This is a genomic window from Streptomyces sp. NPDC088400 (assembly GCF_044753355.1).
In the GTDB taxonomy this organism is placed as follows: domain Bacteria; phylum Actinomycetota; class Actinomycetes; order Streptomycetales; family Streptomycetaceae; genus Streptomyces.
Map to the genome: position 1 here is coordinate 271,641 of NZ_JBIVMZ010000008.1, position 17,681 is coordinate 289,321.

17 protein-coding genes are annotated in these 17,681 nt (G+C 68.5%); 6 read left to right on the forward strand and 11 right to left on the reverse strand.

Annotation, left to right across the window (positions count from 1 at the left end; translation table 11 throughout):
* Positions 1-361 precede the first annotated feature (361 nt).
* Positions 362-769, forward strand: coding sequence for a hypothetical protein (locus ACIQD6_RS21810; protein WP_401884744.1), 408 nt, complete (start codon positions 362-364; stop codon positions 767-769).
* 182 nt (positions 770-951) lie between these two features.
* On the opposite strand, the gene ACIQD6_RS21815 is transcribed toward ACIQD6_RS21810, so the two are convergent.
* Both ACIQD6_RS21815 and cdgB read right to left on the reverse strand, forming a co-directional pair.
* On the reverse strand, positions 952-1,983 hold the full coding sequence (locus tag ACIQD6_RS21815) for a CBM35 domain-containing protein (RefSeq protein ID WP_401884745.1): 1,032 nt from the start codon (positions 1,981-1,983) through the stop codon (positions 952-954).
* Between the two features lie 347 nt (positions 1,984-2,330).
* Positions 2,331-4,100: a diguanylate cyclase CdgB gene (cdgB, locus tag ACIQD6_RS21820; RefSeq protein WP_401884746.1), complete on the reverse strand. Its 1,770-nt coding sequence runs from the start codon at positions 4,098-4,100 to the stop codon at positions 2,331-2,333.
* A 499-nt stretch (positions 4,101-4,599) separates the two neighbouring features.
* Here cdgB and ACIQD6_RS21825 point away from each other — a divergent pair, with 499 nt between their 5' ends.
* Complete coding sequence (locus tag ACIQD6_RS21825) at positions 4,600-5,193, forward strand: flavin reductase family protein (RefSeq protein WP_401884747.1); 594 nt, start codon at positions 4,600-4,602, stop codon at positions 5,191-5,193.
* A 50-nt stretch (positions 5,194-5,243) separates the two neighbouring features.
* Here the strand turns inward: ACIQD6_RS21825 and arfB are convergent, their stop codons facing one another.
* The gene (gene arfB / locus ACIQD6_RS21830; protein WP_401884748.1) at positions 5,244-5,675 is read right to left on the reverse strand and encodes an alternative ribosome rescue aminoacyl-tRNA hydrolase ArfB; all 432 of its coding nucleotides are present in this window, start codon (positions 5,673-5,675) and stop codon (positions 5,244-5,246) included.
* 179 nt (positions 5,676-5,854) lie between these two features.
* Between arfB and ACIQD6_RS21835 the strand changes: the two genes are divergently transcribed.
* Positions 5,855-6,430: a TerD family protein gene (locus ACIQD6_RS21835; RefSeq protein WP_401884750.1), complete on the forward strand. Its 576-nt coding sequence runs from the start codon at positions 5,855-5,857 to the stop codon at positions 6,428-6,430.
* Between the two features lie 124 nt (positions 6,431-6,554).
* Here ACIQD6_RS21835 and ACIQD6_RS21840 read toward each other — a convergent pair whose 3' ends face one another.
* The gene (locus ACIQD6_RS21840) at positions 6,555-8,060 is read right to left on the reverse strand and encodes a M1 family metallopeptidase (RefSeq protein WP_401884751.1); all 1,506 of its coding nucleotides are present in this window, start codon (positions 8,058-8,060) and stop codon (positions 6,555-6,557) included.
* Between the two features lie 173 nt (positions 8,061-8,233).
* Here ACIQD6_RS21840 and ACIQD6_RS21845 point away from each other — a divergent pair, with 173 nt between their 5' ends.
* On the forward strand, positions 8,234-8,731 hold the full coding sequence (locus ACIQD6_RS21845) for a hypothetical protein (protein ID WP_401884753.1): 498 nt from the start codon (positions 8,234-8,236) through the stop codon (positions 8,729-8,731).
* A gap of 110 nt (positions 8,732-8,841) precedes the next feature.
* Here the strand turns inward: ACIQD6_RS21845 and ACIQD6_RS21850 are convergent, their stop codons facing one another.
* On the reverse strand, positions 8,842-9,564 hold the full coding sequence (locus ACIQD6_RS21850; protein ID WP_401884754.1) for a pentapeptide repeat-containing protein: 723 nt from the start codon (positions 9,562-9,564) through the stop codon (positions 8,842-8,844).
* A gap of 233 nt (positions 9,565-9,797) precedes the next feature.
* On the opposite strand from ACIQD6_RS21850, the gene ACIQD6_RS21855 reads away from it, so the two are divergent.
* Positions 9,798-11,318, forward strand: coding sequence for an MFS transporter (locus tag ACIQD6_RS21855; RefSeq protein ID WP_401884755.1), 1,521 nt, complete (start codon positions 9,798-9,800; stop codon positions 11,316-11,318).
* A 65-nt stretch (positions 11,319-11,383) separates the two neighbouring features.
* Here the strand turns inward: ACIQD6_RS21855 and ACIQD6_RS21860 are convergent, their stop codons facing one another.
* The 3 genes from ACIQD6_RS21860 to ACIQD6_RS21870 all read right to left on the reverse strand — a co-directional run bounded on the left by ACIQD6_RS21860 (position 11,384) and on the right by ACIQD6_RS21870 (position 14,067).
* Positions 11,384-12,265, reverse strand: a complete 882-nt coding sequence (locus ACIQD6_RS21860) for an alpha/beta fold hydrolase (protein ID WP_401884757.1) — start codon at positions 12,263-12,265, stop codon at positions 11,384-11,386.
* Between the two features lie 379 nt (positions 12,266-12,644).
* A complete protein-coding gene (locus ACIQD6_RS21865) occupies positions 12,645-13,163 on the reverse strand; it encodes a GNAT family N-acetyltransferase (protein ID WP_401884758.1) in 519 nt (172 codons plus the stop codon).
* A gap of 25 nt (positions 13,164-13,188) precedes the next feature.
* Positions 13,189-14,067, reverse strand: a complete 879-nt coding sequence (locus ACIQD6_RS21870) for an aminoglycoside phosphotransferase family protein (RefSeq protein WP_401884759.1) — start codon at positions 14,065-14,067, stop codon at positions 13,189-13,191.
* Positions 14,068-14,101: 34 nt separating this feature from the next.
* On the opposite strand from ACIQD6_RS21870, the gene ACIQD6_RS21875 reads away from it, so the two are divergent.
* Entirely contained in the window at positions 14,102-14,785 is a 684-nt protein-coding gene (locus tag ACIQD6_RS21875; RefSeq protein ID WP_401884761.1) for a rhomboid-like protein, read from the forward strand.
* A 116-nt stretch (positions 14,786-14,901) separates the two neighbouring features.
* Here the strand turns inward: ACIQD6_RS21875 and ACIQD6_RS21880 are convergent, their stop codons facing one another.
* The 3 genes from ACIQD6_RS21880 to car(A) all read right to left on the reverse strand — a co-directional run bounded on the left by ACIQD6_RS21880 (position 14,902) and on the right by car(A) (position 17,583).
* Complete coding sequence (locus ACIQD6_RS21880) at positions 14,902-15,216, reverse strand: hypothetical protein (protein ID WP_401884762.1); 315 nt, start codon at positions 15,214-15,216, stop codon at positions 14,902-14,904.
* 70 nt (positions 15,217-15,286) lie between these two features.
* Positions 15,287-15,604, reverse strand: coding sequence for a hypothetical protein (locus ACIQD6_RS21885; RefSeq protein WP_401884764.1), 318 nt, complete (start codon positions 15,602-15,604; stop codon positions 15,287-15,289).
* Positions 15,605-15,927: 323 nt separating this feature from the next.
* Positions 15,928-17,583, reverse strand: coding sequence for an ABC-F type ribosomal protection protein Car(A) (gene car(A) / locus ACIQD6_RS21890; RefSeq protein ID WP_401884766.1), 1,656 nt, complete (start codon positions 17,581-17,583; stop codon positions 15,928-15,930).
* Positions 17,584-17,681: the final 98 nt, after the last annotated feature.

Consider the following 17,681-nt stretch of genomic DNA (forward strand, 5'->3'; position numbering starts at 1 on the left):
AAGCGCATGGCACTCCTCAGCGCCGGTGAACTCGTCACCGCCCGCTGAGGCCACCGTCACACGCGCATTCTCCGTACCGCTCACGCTCCATCTCGGCCATGTCGAATCGCCGGGACCGTTAGGGACCTCATCGGTCGAAGGCCTGAATAACGTCGCAACTGATTGCACCGAGCGCAGACCGGTTGAGAATTCCTGAAAAAGCGCAATGGTACCCGCGCAGCCGGCACACGAAACCCAATGACTGCATCGAATGTATTTTGACCGGATCGCAATTTTAGCCACATCCCCGACCGCACTTCCCCCTCGGTCAATCGTTCCGGTAAATTACCTTTCGAACAAAAAGAACAGGGAGGGAACTTTGATGAAAAAGAGCTTAATCGCTGCGGCAGCTGCAATCACCTTGACATTGACAGCTTCGGGTACAGCTCAAGCAGACGGCTTCGAGGGCACGCTCGCGTGCAGCACTACGGGAGCCAAAGGCTCGATCTATTACAACAACTGGCACGGACCGGACGCCACCATCAACATGTCGATCAGCCTGAACGACACGGCTGCCGACGGGCATCACGTGAGGGTCAGATTCCTCTCGAAAAATACATTCGGAACGACAAAGTACTGGGCGTGGCGTTCCATCACCGGAGGCAGTGGAACTGGTAACGCTTGGTACACAACAGCATCAGACAGTGGTGGACTCTTCGATATTGGCGTACAGGTTGCCAGATTCGAAGGCGACCAGATGCTCAACTCATGCACAGATGTGACTTGGTAAGTGACATCCCTGAGCCGCCGCTGAACCTTGGCATGAAATAGATGCTCCCCGCCTCGGGTCTCTCGCGGTGAGAACGTAGTGAATTAAATTTCGCCCCACCGGAGCACCGGTGGGGCGAAATTTTGCTCAGTCTCCGGAGAATCGTTCGCGAACGACCACTTCGCCATGCGAATTGCCGCGTGTTATCCCTTGACGTGACCGGCCTTGAGCTGGAGCTGGTCGAGATTCGCCTCGCACTGGTCACCCTGCTCGCAGGAGATCTTGATCGTGTTCGATCCCTTGTCGAGGTTGATGTAGGCAAAGGTGTTCGTCCAGCCCTTGGCCCAGTCGCCCTCGGCGGCGCGCGCGAAGTTGGACATGTTGAGGGACTGGATCTTGCCGCCGTTGTAGCTCAGCGACGTCTTGGCGTCCTTGCCGGGCACTCCGTAGGTGACGGCGAGGGTATACGGCCCGGCCTCGGGGACATCGACAGTCCACGTGGTCGCCGCTCCGACGCCGTTCAGCGACACATAAGCGCCGCTCTCACTCTTCGCCCCGGCGATGTCCGTGGCGGCTGCCGCAGGCGGAGTGAGCTTGAGAGTCGCCGCATCCTGCTTGGGCAGGTCGACGGGCTCCTTCTCCTTGTCCGTCGCCGCGTCACTCGGCTTTCCCGCGTCCTCGGACTGCCCCGCCGACGGGGACGCGGACGGCCCCGCCTCCTCGCCGGTCTTGTCGTCGCTGGTGGCCAGCGCTATGCCGATGCCGACCACGACGACCGCGACCACCGCGAGCGCGATGCTCAGCAGAACCTTGGTGTTGGGGCCGCCGCGCCCGCCTCCGCCGCTGCCGCGCTGGGCCGGGACCTGGCGGGTGGAGGGGCCGCCGCCGCCCGGCTGGGTCTCGGGAGCCGCGTAGTGCGCGTTGGGCTGCTGCCCCTGCTGCCCCTGCTGGCCGTAAGGAGCCTGGCCGTAAGCCTGCTGTTGTCCGTAGGTCTGCTGCTGGCCGTACGGCGCCTGCTGCGGGACGGGGGCCTGCTGACCGTACTGACGCTCGCCGACCGTCCTGACCTGGTTGTACGAAGTCCGGGGCACGCCGGGCTGCGCCGCCGGGCCCGGGTAGCCGTAGCCGCCCTGGCGCCGCTGCTGATTGCCGCCCGCTGCCTGTCCGTCCTCGTACAGATAACCGAACGGATCGTCGTCCTCGGGCTTGCTCGCGCCGTTGTTCCCGGCCGTCATCCCTGGTCACTCCTTACCATCTCGCCAGCGTCGCCGACCGGCCGAGCCTACCTCGAATGCGTAAGCCTACGGACGGGTCTTGACGGGTGGCAGCCAGTCTGCGACCGCCGGGTGAACAACGGGTCGCGGCCATGTCCCAGCCCTGTCCCGAACGTTGCCGGGCGGGCCCCCTGAGACCGGAGTCTCATCCGGGATTCTGTCCCGCTGTCTCTCTGTACCTGCCGCTTTGCGCTTCGGCTCTGTTGCTCTGTCTTCTGCCCCGAGGCGTCGGCCTCGATGTTCCGCCTGTCCCTGTCCGGCTGCCCCGGTTCCGCCGGCTCACCCCGCCGTCGTTGTCCCGACGGTCGTCATCCCGCCCGCCGGTGGACCTTGCTCCGCGAGCGCTTCTCCACGTACATCCGCTGGTCAGCGGATTGCAGTACTTCCTCCACGGACATCCCGCAGGCGGCCCAGCTGATCCCGAAACTCGCGCCGACCCGGACGGCCCTGCCGTCGACCCTGATCGGCGGGATGATCGCGTTCCGCAGCCGTACGGCGAGGTCGGCGGCGTCCGCCGCGCCCAGGCCATCCGCGAGTACGACGAATTCGTCGCCTCCGAGCCGCGCGACCGTGTCCCCGTCCCGTACGCCCGTGGTCAGCCGGCGCGCGACCTCGATGAGGACCTCGTCGCCCGTGTTGTGCCCGAAGCGGTCGTTGATCGACTTGAATCCGTCGAGGTCGCAGAAGAGCACCGCGAGACCCTTCGTACCGTCGTCGGCCTTACCGTCACCGCCGGGCGCGACCATGTGCTCGTGGTGGTCGAAGGTGCCGCCGCCGATCGGCCGGCCGAGCCCTTCGGGTCCGGCTCCGCCCCGGATCCCTCCGCGCCGGCCCGCCCGCTCCTCGTACCCGTCGTATCCGTCATAGCCGTCGTACGCGTCGTACCCGGGCTCGTACAGGACCGTGCCCTCGTACCCGCCGAACGCCGCGTCCAGGGCCTCGACCGCCGTCTCCCGCGGGGCACCGGGGTGCGAGCAGAGCCGGGCGGCGAGGCGGGAGCGCAGTTCCGCGCTGTTCGGCAGGCCGGTCAGCGCGTCGTGCGAGGCACGGTGGGCGAGCTGGAGCTCGCGGCTCTTGCGCTCCTCGATGTCCTCGACATGGGTGAGCAGGAGGCGGGGGCCGTCCGTCGTGTCCGCGACGACGGAGTTGCGCAGCGAGACCCAGACGTACGTACCGTCGCGGCGGACCAGCCGCAGCTCGGCACGGCCGCCTTCGGCGGAGGTACGGAGCAGGGTCCCGATGTCCTCGGGGTGGACGAGGTCGGAGAACGAGTAGCGGCGCATCACGGACGTCGGGCGGCCGAGCAGCCGGCAGAGCGCGTCGTTGGTCCGCAGCAGCCGGCCGTGCTGGTCGCCACCCATCTCGGCGATGGCCATGCCGCTGGGCGCGTACTCGAAGGCCTGGCGGAAGGATTCCTCACTGGCCCGCAGCGCCTGCTGCTCACGCTCCAGGCGGACCAGGGCGCGCTGCATATTTGCTCGGAGGCGAGCGTTGCTTATCGCAATCGCCGCCTGCGACGCGTACATCTGGAGGGCTTCCTGCCCCCAGGGGCCGGGACGGCGTCCGCCGCGCGGCTGGTCCACGGAAATCACGCCGAGCAGCTCACGCCCGCCGCCCACCGCGTGCGCGGGCGGGTCCTTGCGTCCCGACGCGTACATCGGGGCATAGAGGCGGTCCTGCGGGTGCCACTCGTCCTCGAAGCGGGGTTCGGGGCCCTCCGTGTACCACTGCGGGACGTCGTCCTCCAGCAGAACCCAGCCCTCGGTGTGGGGTATGAAACGCAGCTCGCCCCAGCTCTCGCCCATGCTGAGCCGGCGCTCCCAGGAGGCCCGCGAACCGACCCGGCCGGTGATCAACGCCTCGGCCGCCGCACTGCCCGCGAAGGCCGCGACCACGAGATCACCGTCGGCCTGGACGACGTTCACGCACGCGAGTTCGTATCCCAGGCCGGAGACCACTCCGTCCGCGACGGTCTTGAGGGTGTCCGCCAGGCTCCGGGCGGTGTTGAGTTCGGCGACGGCCTCATGCAACTGCCGAAGGGTCGCAAGACGGACGTACGGCTCCGACTCGGTCTCCATACGCTCGCTCTCCCCGAGACCTCGACAGCAACTCCAGGATTCTGATCGACTCTCGTGCTGCATTGTCCTCGCAACTGAATCACAGTGAGCTGTTCGCTCGGTACACAGGGTCAACAAATACCCTGCTCTGTGAGTCAAGTCACATCACCTGATTAACATCTGATTCTTGGGGGAGCGCCTGATGAGAGTGGCTCCAGGGTCTTCTTGAACGCAAACTCCGGGCGCCTGTGGGGCGGCACTTCCGGGCGCCTCCGGGCGGCGCTTCCGGGCACCTGTGGGGCGGCGCTCGGGTACTTCGATCCGCAGCCGGGCCCTTCGGCCGCTTGTTCGGCCGCTTGTTCGGCCCCTTGTCGAGCCTTTGTCGGGCGCCTGGCTGGGTGGTCGGCGGTCGGGTCGACTGCCGGGTCGGCTGCGTGGTCGGCTGCCGGGGAGGTCCTAGGACCAGGCTGGTCCCCTGGCCCGATGCGGGCGCGGGACGGACGAGACTAGCGTCTCCCTCGTGTCCCAGACGACCCCCGCTTCCCAGCCCGCTTCACGGTCCGCCACTGTCGGCGAGGCCGTGCCCCATCCTGAAGGGGTGAGTAACGACGAGTTCCGTGCCGCCCTTTCCCGACTCACGGCGGGTGTCGTGCTGGTGACGGCACATGAGCCGGCCTTGAGCGCGGACGGACCGCGCGGCGAGGACGCCGGCATGACGGCGACCGCCTTCATGTCGGTCTCCCTGGATCCGCCGCTGGTGCTGGTCAGCGTGCGCAACGGCTCCCGGATGGACGACCTGCTCCTCGAACAGCCGCTGTGGGCCGCCTCGCTGCTCGGCGAGAACCAGCGGCAGATCGCGGGCCGGTTCTCGATGAAGGGCAGGATCAGCGACCGGCTGCTGTTCCAGGACCTCCGGTACCGGCGGGGAGAGGTGAGCGGCGCGCCCCTGATCGAGGGGTCGCTGGCGGTGCTGGAGTGCCGTACGGAACAGCGGGTCGAGGCGGGCGACCACACGCTGGTCATCGGCCGGGTACTGACGGCGGATCTGCCGCTCGCGGAGGGCGGCCCGCTGACGTACTTCAAGGGGCGGTACCGGCAGTTGGGGCAGAACTAGCAGCAGAACCGGCAGCTGGAGGACGAGGAGGGGTTTACGGGCTCGCGGGCTTACGTCCAGCCTCGGCCCGTGCGGCCGCGCTTGGTCTCCGAGCGCTGCTTCTTCTCCCGCAGCCTGCGTTCGTTGATACCGCGCGGGATCTTCGACTTCCGGCGTGCCCTCGGGGGCGGGGCCGTGGCCTCCGCGAGCAGGGACGCGAGCCGCACCGCCGCCGTCTCGCGGTTGCGCCACTGGGAACGGTGCTCCGACGCGCTTACGGTGATCACGCCACCCGCGAGCCGGCCGTCGAGCCGCTCCAGCGCCCGCTCCTTCCACACCGGAGGGAGCGCCTCCGTCTTCGCGAGATCGAACCGGAGCTCCGCCTTCGAGTCACTGGTGTTGACGTGCTGGCCGCCGGGTCCCGAGGAGCGCGAAAAACGCCACATCAGCTCGGCCTCCGGCAGGGAGACCGAACCGCGGATGACATAAGGAGGCCCGGACATGCCTCCATGGTCGCGTGCCCGCGCCACTCGCGTCACCCTCTTTTTCCGGGCGCGCCCTCAGGTTCGGTAAAGAAAGCAAAGAGGTCTGGAACCTCTCGGACCTCTGCCAGCGTTATGCCGGGTGACGGTAGCTTCGGGACGACTCGGAGCCCGCACTCGACAACGAAAGGGACATCCCCATGGCTGTAAGCCTGTCCAAGGGCGGCAACGTCTCGCTCACCAAGGAGGCACCGGGCCTGACCGCCGTCACGGTCGGCCTCGGCTGGGACGTCCGTACCACCACCGGCACCGACTTCGACCTCGACGCCTCGGCGATCGCGGTGAAGGCGGACGGGAAGGTCTTCTCCGACGGCCACTTCGTCTTCTTCAACAACAAGTCGACGCCGGACCAGACGATCGTCCACACGGGTGACAACCGCACCGGCGAGGGCGCCGGCGACGACGAGGCGATCAACGTCAACCTCGCGGGCCTGCCCGCCGAGATCGACAAGATCGTCTTCCCGGTCTCCATCTACGACGCCGAGAGCCGCAGCCAGAACTTCGGCCAGGTGCGGAACGCGTACATCCGCATCGTCAACCAGGCCGGCGGCGCGGAGATCGCCCGCTACGACCTGAGCGAGGACGCCGCCACCGAGACCGCCATGGTCTTCGGCGAGCTGTACCGCAACGGTGCGGAGTGGAAGTTCCGCGCGGTCGGCCAGGGCTACGCCTCGGGCCTGGCGGGCATCGCCACGGACTTCGGCGTCAACCTCTGACCCGTAGCCCGTAGCCCGTAGTACGTCGCGTTGAGAGCGGGTGACCCCCGGCCCAGCCTGGGGCCACCCGCCCGCGCGCTGCCGGGTGCACAGCCCGGGGTGCCGCCCGGGGTGCCGCCCGGGATCAGACGACGGTCGGCTTGCTGTCGCCGTACAGCCAGGCGTCCCACACCCCGCGGAGATCCTGGCCCGACTCCTTCTCCACGTACGCCGTGAAGTCGTCGGTGCTGACATTGCCGTGCCGGTGCGTCCGCAGCCAGCCGCGCACGATGCGGAAGAAGGCCTCGTCGCCCACGGCCACCCGCACCCGGTGGAGGACCATGGCGCCGCGCCCGTAGACCGGCGAGTCGGAGATGTTCGCCGCGGAGGGCGGACGGCCCGGCGGGAAGGCCCAGTTGTCGTCGTCGCCGTACGCCTCGTCGAAGCTCTGCTGGACCGGTATGTCGTCGGAGTGTTCCTCCCAGAGCCACTCCGCGTACTCCGCGAAGCCCTCGTTGAGCCACATGTCCTGCCAGGACTTGGGGGTCACGGAGTTGCCGAACCACTGATGGGCCACCTCGTGGACCAGCGTGCCAACGCTGGTCGGGCCGGGGAGGAACGGCTTGGTCTGAGTTTCCAGGGCGTATTCGGAGTCGTCCTCACGGCCGATGATCACGCCGGCGGAGGAGAAGGGGTACGGGCCGAAGGTCTTCGTCTCCCATTCGATGATCCCGGGGAGTTCCGCGAGCAGTTCCGCGCCGTCCTCGGCGGCGGTCGGATCGACCGCCGTGTAGAGAGGCACCACCGGCACCGCCGCTTGCCCCTTCGGAGTCTTCGCCGACTTCGGAACCTTGGCTGCCTTGGCCCCCTCGGTCACCTTGACCCCCTTCGTTCCCTTCTTCCCCTTCACCTCATTCGTCTTGTACGGGCCGATGGCCACCGTGGCCAGATAGCTCGCCATCGGCTCCGCCGAGTGCCAGGCGAAGGCGGTGCGGCCGGCGGACGTACGCTCGCTCCTCAACTCACCGTTGGAGATGGCCTTCACGCCCTCGGGCACGGTGATCCGGATGTCGTACGACGCCTTGTCGCTCGGATGGTGATTACCCGGGAACCACGCCATCGAGCCCGTCGGCTCCCCCAGCCCGACCGCCCGGTCCCCCTTCCTGAGCCAGCCCTCGTGCGACTCGTCGGGGTCCGTGATGCGACGCGGTACGCCGGCGTAACGGACGACCGTACGGAACGTGTCGCCGCGGGAGAGGACGGCGCGGGGGCGCAGGGTGAGTTCCGTACCGGCCCGGTGGACGGTGGCCTTCTTGCCCCCGACGGTCACGGAATCGACGGTCATCCCGGCGAAGTCGAGATTGAAGGCGCTGAGGTCCTGTGTGGCGCGGGCGGTGATCGCGGCGGTGCCCTTGAGCCGGCCGGTGGACGGGACGTAGTCGAGTTCCAGGCCGTAGTGCTGGACGTCGTAGCCGCCGTTGCCGAGGCGCGGGAAGTAGCGATCGCCGACGCCGGCGGCGCCCCGCGTGCCGTGCTCGGCGGCATCGGCGGTACAGCCGACGAGGAGGAACAGCGCGAGGGCTGCGGCTGTGGCTGCTGTGACGAGTGGAGCTGCTGAGACTGCTGGAGCTGCTGGAGTGCGCTGGTCCACGCAGCGATCGTAAGTCCGCCGGTACGGGCCTGCGCCTTGGTTCGGGCCCGTACCGGCCTTGACTCAGGCCCGTCGTGCGACGGTGATGATCTCCATCACGTATCCGCAGGCCAGTGGCGTCCGGCCGGATCCACGGCCGCCGGCATTACTCCGTCCGTGACACCATCTAGCCCGTGCTCGACATCGGCTACTCCCTCTCCCGCCGCTTCCCCGATCCCCCGCAGACCGACTACCGCCTCGCGGACGTCCAGGCTCTGCGGCACGACCTCTTCTGCGGGGACGTCTATCTCGCGGACACGCACGCGGACCGCGAGGTGTCCACGGCCTGGGGATGGGTGCCGGTACTCGATTTCGCGTGGGCGCTGTGCGACATCGTCGAGCAGCTCGACCGCGACCCGCGCGGCAGCCGCGCGGCCAAGCCGCAGTACGCCGAGCTGGACTTCACCGAGTCCTCGGACCGCATGCTGTTCCAGCGGCGCTTCGGCTGGGTCGATGTGGAGGCCGACTGGATGCCCGGCGACGAGCCCCCGCTGACCTTCAGCCACCGGCTGCTGCGCCGGGAGGCCCGGGACTTCCTGCACGATCTGATCGCGGATCTCGCCGACATGCACGAGGGCCTGGCCGACAACCCGATCGTCTGGGACCTTCAGGCGCGCTTCACCCGCGTCTGAGACCGAGCCGCAGCCTTCACGCCGGTGCCACCACCACCACCTCCACCACCGGCACCGGCACCGGCACCGGGCAAGCTCGGGGCGGCCATGGTCCTGTGCGGCTGCGGCCTCTACACCCCGTCCTCCACGCGCACCCCTATCTGCGCCGCGAACGCCGGGGCCAGTTGCAGCAGTTGGGCCGAGTTGATCACCGCGCCCGCCAGCCGGTCCAGCCCCCGCGCGATATCCAGCTCGGCGACCGTCCGCAGATCGACGTCCTTCATCCGCACCCCGCTCAGGTCGGCCCTTCTCAGCACACAGTCACGGAACTCCACCCGGGTCAACTCCGCGCCCCCGAAGTCCGGTTCGGACAGGACGCAGCCCTCGAACACCACGTCCTTCAGCCGGGCCTTCCGGAGATTCAGGTAGTCGATCTTCCCGCCCCGGATCAGCACCCGCTCCAGCACGGCGCCGTGCAACTGCACCCCGCCCAGACGTGCGTCCACGATCTCGACGTCACGCAGCGACGCCCCCGCCAGGTCCGTACCGACGCCCCGGACACCGCTCAGTACGGAATCGATGAACCGCGCCCGCCCCAGCGCCGTCTCGTCCAGCCCGCAGCCGTCCAGCGAGCAATCGATGAATCGCGCCCCAGGGCCCTCCTGCCCCGTCAGGTCGAGGTCCTTGAACTCAAGCCCGTCGTAGTCACCATCCGGATCGAGCCCACCGCCGTAAGGACTCAACGGAGGCAGCAGCACCTCCGCCCGCTTCGGCGAAACCCTCACCGCCGCCCTCGCCGATCGCCCCGCTGAAGCCCCGCTCACACCGCTCCTCGCCGTCGCCTTTCGTGCCATGGCCCCATGGTGACGCACGGCACTGACAACGCCTCCATGTCCCATCCAGTTGGCAAGCACTCGTCATATGACTGCGGCGCGTGGGCGAACGAACGAGCGATAGGGCGAGCGATAAACGGACGAGGTGCTGGAGGAGCATGACGCCGCGCGGGGGCGAAGAGATCCGATTCATGGTGTTCTGGGCGGAGGTCTGTCAGCGATCCGACGGAGATCCACTGCGAAGGAAGATCTCTATGAGCGACCCAGTCACACCCGACGTCCCACCCGACGCCCCGGCGGAGAGTGAACAGGACGCCCACCGCTGGTGGGGCCTGGCCGTCATCGCCATGGCCCAGCTGATGGTCGTACTCGACGCCACCATCGTGAACATCGCCCTGCCGTCCGCCCAGCGCCAGCTCGGCCTCACCAACGGCAACCGGCAATGGGTCATCACCGCCTACACCCTCGCCTTCGGCGGACTGCTGCTGCTCGGCGGCCGGGTCGCCGACCTCGTCGGCCGTAAACGGACCTTCATCATCGGACTCATCGGCTTCGCCGCCGCCTCCGCGTTCGGCGGCGCGGCCGAGAACCCCACCATGCTCTTCGCGGCCCGCGCGCTCCAGGGCGCGTTCGCCGCCCTCCTCGCCCCCTCCGCGCTGTCCCTGCTCACCACCACCTTCAGCAACGGCAGGGAACGCGCCAAGGCCTTCGGCATCTACAGCGCCATCGCGGGCGGCGGCGCCGCCATGGGTCTGCTCCTCGGCGGGATCCTCACCGAGTACCTCTCCTGGCGCTGGTGCCTGTACGTCAATGTCCCGATCGCCGCCCTCGCCGTCCTCGGCGCCCTCACACTGCTGCACGACCGGGCCGCTCACCGGGAAGTACGGCTCGACATCCCCGGTGTCATCCTCGGCTGCGGCGGACTGGTGGCCCTCGTCTACGGGTTCAGCGAGGCCGAATCCCATGGCTGGTCCGCGCCGCTCGTCCTCGGCCTGCTCTGCGGCGCCGTCGCGCTCCTCTCGGTCTTCGCCTGGTGGCAGACCCGCGCGCCGAGCCCGCTGCTCCCGCCGCACGTCATCGGCAACCGCAACCGGGGCGGCTCCGTACTCACGATGTGCCTGACGACGATCGGCATGTTCGGCCTGTTCCTGTTCATGACGTTCTTCCTGCAGAACATCCTCGGCTACTCACCCCTCAGGACAGGGATCGCCTTCCTGCCGATGTGCGCCGCGATCATCATCGCGTCGACACAGGTCGCGGCCCGCCTGCTGCACTTCGTACCGCCACGGCTCCTGATGGGCCCCGGGCTGCTGCTCGCCGCCGGCGGGCTGTACACCCTGACCTTCATCGACACCCACTCCAGCTACGCCGCCCACATCCTGCCCGGCACGCTGATGCTCGGCTTCGGCATGGGACTCACTTTCCTGCCGGTCATGTCCGTGGCCACCTCCGGAGTCGCCCCGAAGGACGCCGGTGTCACCTCCGCGACCGTGAACACGGCGCAGCAGGTCGGCGGTTCCATCGGTACGTCCCTGCTCAACACCATCGCGACGACCACGACGAGCACCTACCTGGCGAGCCACCTCGCCCAGGCCGCGCGGCAGGGCGGCCTCACCCCGGCCGAGAAGGCCCGCATCGTGGCCACGGGCACCGTCCACGGCTTCACCGTCGCCATCGGCTGGGCGGCGATCATCATGGTGGTCGCGGCGATCCTGGCCATGACGCTGGTCACGGCCCGCTCCCCGCGCCGGGGCGAGGAGAGCGTCGCGGTCTGACCGACCTCCGGCGCGCCCCGGCGTTCATACCCGACCGGGCATCGGGCTCGAAGCAGGGACCGCCCTCACCGTGCCCGGCGCAGGAAGTCGACGACCAGGTCTGTCGTCGCCTGCGGCTGCTCCTCTGTGATCCAGTGCCCGCAGTCCGGGATGATCGCGTCTTCGACGTCATCGGCGACGCACCGGATCACCTCGCCGATCGCAGGGCCGAACGTAGCTTCGCCGCCGAAGGCCAAGACCGGCATCTGGAGCTTGCCCTGCGCGAGGAACGCCCTGTTGTCGGCCGCGTCCTGGCTGAACGCCAGGAACTGGGCGAAGCTCGCTCGCATCGCGCCCGGTTGCGCGTAGAGCGCCGCATAGTGCTGGCGCTTCGCTTCGTCAAACCGCTTCGGGTCCACGGAGAGTTCGTTCCAGAAGCGGTCGAGATAGATGCGCTCGCGGCCGGCGACGAGGCGCTCCATGTCATGGCCACCGAAACCGAAGTGCCACATGGCCGGATCCCGTGTGATCTGATCCCAGGGTCCGATGCCGGGCAGCGGCGCATCGATCGCCACCCATCGGCTCACGCGCTCGGGGTGGGTGGCGACAGCCGCGAAGCCGACCATGATGCCGATGTCGTGCGTGACCAATTCGGCCGTACGCACACCCAGGGCATCCAGGACGCCCCACACGTCCGCCGCCTGATTCTTCTTGTCGTAGCCGCCATCAGGCTTCGACGAGAGGCCCAGCCCACGCAGGTCGGGCACGACTACCGTGTGGTCCTCGATGAGTGCGCTCGCCAGATGACCCCACATGTCACCCGTCGTGCCGAAGCCGTGCAGCATGACGACCGCTGGGCCGTCCCCGCCGACGCGTACGTGGATCTTGGCGCCGTTGGTTTCGATCTCACGCGACCGCATACCGGCCGGGAAGGGGTGGATGCCGTCCTGATGCCTGTTGTCGTTCATCGCTTTACTCCGGGCTTGAAGGGAACACGGCTCCGACAGCGAGGACGGCCGGAGGGACAGAACTGAGTTTGGGCATGGAAACCCCGCCCGGATGGCAGGACTCCCTGGTGTACGCACTGATGGCGGATCTCCTTGAGGAACTGGACCAGGAGCGATCGCCCATCCGTGCCGCACCACCGAAACTAGCCGACCGGTCCACTAAGTTCCACGGCGCGGCACCACGCCGTTCCCCCAGGGCAGACCGCTGACCTGCGATGGAAGGAAGGGACTATCAGCTGGGAGGAAGCCGGTCGTGATTTCCTCCCCGCCCGGAGCGCGAAGTGACCCCACCGGCTCTCTCCGCCAACCCGGCAGGCGGACGGCGGCCGGGGCCGCTTCCCTACCCGGCCGGCTCGGACGTACCCAGCTTGCGGAGCGCGTCGTCCGTCAGGCGGTTCACGGTCCACTCGTCCATCGGCACCGCTCCGACCGACCTGTAGAAGTCGATGGCGGGCGCGTTCCAGTCGAGGACCGACCATTCGAGCCGTTCGTAGCCGCGCTCGACGCAGATCCGCGCCAGCTCCGTCAGCAGCGCCTTGCCGTGTCCGCCGCCGCGCCGGTCGGGGCGTACGTACAGGTCTTCCAGGTAGATGCCGTGGACCCCGCGCCACGTCGAGAAATTGAGGAACCACAGGGCGAACCCCACGACTTCGCGGTCCCTGCCCCGGCCCCCGTCCCCGTCCCCGTCGTCGTCCGCCTCGGCGACATGCGCGTATACGGCGGGGCGCTCCCCGAACAGCGCCTCATGCAGCTGCTCCTCGGTCACACGCACCTCGTCGGAGGACTTCTCATACGCGGCCAGTTCCCTGATCATCGCGTAGATCACGGGAACATCGGCGGCTGTGGCAGTACGGATCATGCCCGCAGCCTGCCTCCTCACCGGCCTACGGCGCCAGCAGCGACCGGGCGATGGACACCTGGTCCGGATCCAGCGCCCGCTCCCCGTCCAGTACGTGCCACAAGCTGTTCTGGAGCACCCGCCCCAGCGTCCACGCCCGCGCGCGCTCCCGGTCCAGGCCCAGCACCTCCGTCATCAGATCGAAGCGCCACAGCGTCTCCGAGGCGTCAAAACGGTTGTCGAGAGCCGGCATCAGGTCGAAACCCGGGTCGCCCGCCAGCGGTTTCGGGTCGATCGCCAGCCACGGCTCCCGGTCCGACGCCAGGACGTTCTCGTAATGCAGGTCCCAGTGCAGCAGCCGGTCTCCCGGCTCGCCCACCACCTCGCGCAGCGCAGCCGCGCAGTCCCGCAGCAGCCGTCGCTCGCCCTCGTCCGGCAGGGACTTCGACACCACCGGTACGTCGTCGATCATCCGCGCGGCGATGTCACCCAGGGTGCGCATCCCCTCCGGCGCCTCGAACGCCGTGAGGTGCGCCAGCAGCTCCGCCAGAATCCGGACCGCCTCCCGGGAATCCACCCCGTTCAGGTCCCGCGTATGCAACCGCTCCAGCAGCATCGTGCCCGTCACGTCGTCGGACCGCAGCAGCCGTACCGCACCGTCGCCGTCCCACACGCGCAGCGCCACCGGCTCGCCGTCCGACTCGCCGTCCAGATACTGAAGCTTCAGCATCGCGGGCGTACCGTCCGCGCACTCCACCGGCAGCACCAGCGCGCACATGCCGTGCAGCGAAGGCCCGGTGAGCCGCAGCTCCCACCGCTCCAGGAAGTCCGCCGCCCGGCCCGGCAGTGCCCGGACGAACGCGCGACCCGCCTCCCCGAAGAACTTCGACTGCGTTTCCGCCAGCTCCACCGGAATGTCGATCACGCCTCAAATCCTACGACCGTGGGTGAATCGGACCATGCGCCGCTTCCTCCGCACGGTCCGCGCGGTCCGCGTCTGGATCACGAGCGCCCCCGGCACCTATCTCTGGCTGGCAGCCCTCTTCGTCACCACCGTCGCTCTGCACCGCATGTCGCCGGAGTTCGAGAGGGAGTTCCTGCTCCAGCGCTCGACCAACATCCACGAGCTGTCCACCAACCCGGTCCGGGTGCTGATCGCCAGCGCCTTCTGGATCGACGGCGGCTCCTGGATCCCGTACGCCCTGCTCTACACCGTCTTCCACGCCCCCGCCGAACACTGGCTCGGCACCGCGCGCTGGCTCGCCGTCGCCGCCCTCGCCCATGTCGGCGCCACGCTCATCAGCGAAGGCGTCCTCAACTGGGCGATCCTGAACGGCCATGCCCCGCAGTCCGCCGTCAACACCCTGGACATCGGGGTGAGTTACGCCCTCGCGGGGGTCGTCGGCGTCCTCACGTACCGCGTGCCCCGCCCCTGGCACCTGCCGTACCTCGGCGCCGTACTGATCTTCTACGGCATCCCGCTGATCACCGGCCGCACCTTCACCGACCTCGGCCACTTCACGGCCGTCCTGATCGGACTCGCCTGCTATGCGCTCACACTGAGCCGCGGCTCGGACGCGGACACGGGCAGGGGCGGGGGCGGGCACAACGCCCGTCGCGGTGTTGGCCGGAAGCCCAGGTAGCTCTGCTACGAGGGCTCCCGGCCGCCTTGCGATCAGACACGCCCCAACTCGGCGGTCCTCGGCGCCAGTCCTCGACCTCAGCCCTCGACGTCAGCCCTCGACGTCAGCCCTCGACGTCAGTCCCTGATGTCCGCACCGACACGGACGAGAAAGCCCGAGCCGGGGCACGCACGACTTGTCGTCTTGCCGTTTCCGACCCACGGGCCATAGACAGTGGTCTCTACGCCTCGGATATCCGTGCAGACCACCTTGGCCCGAAATGCACCGACGACTCCGAGTCCGGAGCAGTAGACGTAGCCGGTTTCTCCCTTGGACCATGTGTTGCAGTCCACAGACCGAACGCCGGACTCGGCCGCCACGGCCGAAGGCGCGGCCAGGCCGGCGCCCATGATTACCGCCGCAATGACCAGGGCGGCCTTCTTCTTATTCATTGTTTCCCCGTTCCCCGTAGTTCCCGTAGTTCCCGTAGTCAATAAGTACTGATACTCAGTGTGCGAGACCTCAGCCCAGTTCGACTTGGAAGCCGACATGGTAGAAGAACCCCGAGCCGGGGCACGTCTTGCTCGACCACTCACCGCTGCGACCGGGCTTCCAGGGGCCGAAGAAGGTGGTCTGCACTCCACGGATGTCCGTGCAGATCACCTTGGCCCGGTAGCGGTCGACCGTCGCCAGGTCAGCGCACTTGGCGGAGCCGGTGTTTCCCGAATGCGATGTGGTGCAGACGTACGTCGCCCTCGCGGAAGCGCTGGGAGCCACGACCACACCTGCGGCAACGGTGGAAGCCACGATGGCGAGTACCGTTCCGACTTTCTTTCGCACAGTTCCCCCTTTTGCGGGGGCATGGGCAAGGATTCCCATGAATCCACATCCGCCCCCGGTTTGGATCGCGAGTTGACCTCGCGGCCGTTACTCTAGGCACGCCGCCCCGCCCCCGCAAGCGATCTTCTGGGAAATTATCGGCGGGAATCTCTTAGTGCCGCGACCGGCACTGGCGCGTCCGGTGCCGGCCCTCCCCATAACCGGCGCGGCGCCGGAGAAACGGGGCGGATCAGATCCGTCCCTCCGCCCCCGTCTCTCCGGCCCCGTCCCTTCCGGCCCCGTCTCTCCGCTTCCGTCGCCGGACGCCCGCACCCGAACGCCCGTCAGGCCTCGATGAAATCGGCGATACCGCCGTCGCGCAGCGTCAGATGGGACCCGGTGAACCGGGACCGCATCCGGCGATCGTGCGTGACGACGACCACCGTGCCCTGATAGCCCGTCAGCGCCTGCTCCAGTTCCTCGACGAGCACGGGCGAGAGGTGGTTGGTGGGCTCGTCCAGCAACAGCAGATCCACCGGATCGCTCACCAGCCGGGCGAGTTCGATCCGCCGGCGCTGTCCGTACGACAGCTCCTCCACCCGCTGCCGCATGTCGGAGGGGGTGAACAGGCCGAGCGAGAGCAGCACTTCGGTGTGTTCGTCCGGATCGCCCGGCCGCCCCTGGGCGAACGCCTGCGGTACGGTCAGCCCGCGCGGCCACGGTGTCTCCTCCTGCCGCAGGTGTCCCACTCGGCCGGACACCCGCACCGATCCGCTGTCCGGTGACAACTCTCCCGAGAGCAGCCGCAGAAGCGTGGTCTTGCCGGCCCCGTTGGGACCGGTGACCAGCAGCCGCTCACCGCGCTTCAGGCACAGGGACGCGATGCCGAGCCGGTCCCCGACACGGGCGTCGGTGATCTCGGCCACCGCCTCCGGCGCCTCCGTGTCCGCGGTGCTGATGCGCGCGGTGAGGGAGAGCGGGTCGGCCGGTGCGGCGACCGGGTTCTCGTTCAGCCGCGCGACCCGCTCCTTGGCGTTACGGATGCGCACCATGGCGCCGTGTCCTCGTCCGCGCGACCGGAACTGACCGGACCCGAACACGGCGAACGGCAGCTTGCGCGGGATGTTGTCCAGCCGCGCCACGTTGGAGGCGATCAGGTCCCGGCTCCGGTCCATCTCGGCTCGCCACTCCTCGTACTCCCGCAGTCGCCGCTGCCGCTCCGCGGCCTTGGCGGCGAGGTAGCCCTCGTAGCCGTTCCCGTAGCGGGACACCTTCCCGCCGTCCACCTCCAGGATCGTGCTGGTGAGCCGTTCGAGGAACAACCGGTCGTGGGTGACCGCGACGACCGTGCCGTGATGCTGGCGCAGGTGCTCCTCCAGCCAGCCGACCGCCCGGTCGTCGAGGTCGTTGGTCGGCTCGTCCAGCAGCAGCAGTTCGGGCACCGAGGCCAGCGTCGCCGCCAGGGCCAGCCGGGACCGCTCGCCACCGGACAGGGTGCCCAGCGACCGGTCCCGGCTCAGCTTCGGCAGCCCCAGCCCGTGCAGTGCGATCTCCACCCGGGCGTCGGCCTCGTAGCCGTCACGGGCCTGGTACCGCTCGACCAGAGCGGCGTAACGCTTGAGGATGGCGTCGAGCCCGGGGTCCTTCCCCGCCTGATACGGCCGCTCGGCCAGCTCGGCCTCGGCCTCGCGCATCCCCGCCTCCAGCTCGCGCAGGTCGGCCAGGGCCAGATCGACCGCGTCCTGCACGGTGGCCTCGGGCGGAAGTGCCAGCGTCTGCGGCAGATATCCGACGCCTCCCGGCGCGACCACCGTCAACGCCCCGTTGTCGGCCTGCTCGCGTCCCGCGATGAGCTTGAGCAGGGTGGACTTGCCGGATCCGTTGTCCCCGATCACGCCGACCTTCTCGCCCGGCCCGATGTTGAAACCGACCCGGTCGAGAACGACGTGGTCGCCGTAGCGCTTGGTGATGTCATGCAGAGCGAGTTGTGATGGGTGCATGCAGGGGCCCTCCTGGTTCGCCACTGAGGATGAGTGATGGCACCGCGCACACAGCAGACCGCCGGGACAGGCCACAAGGCCGTAAGGACAGGGGGTAT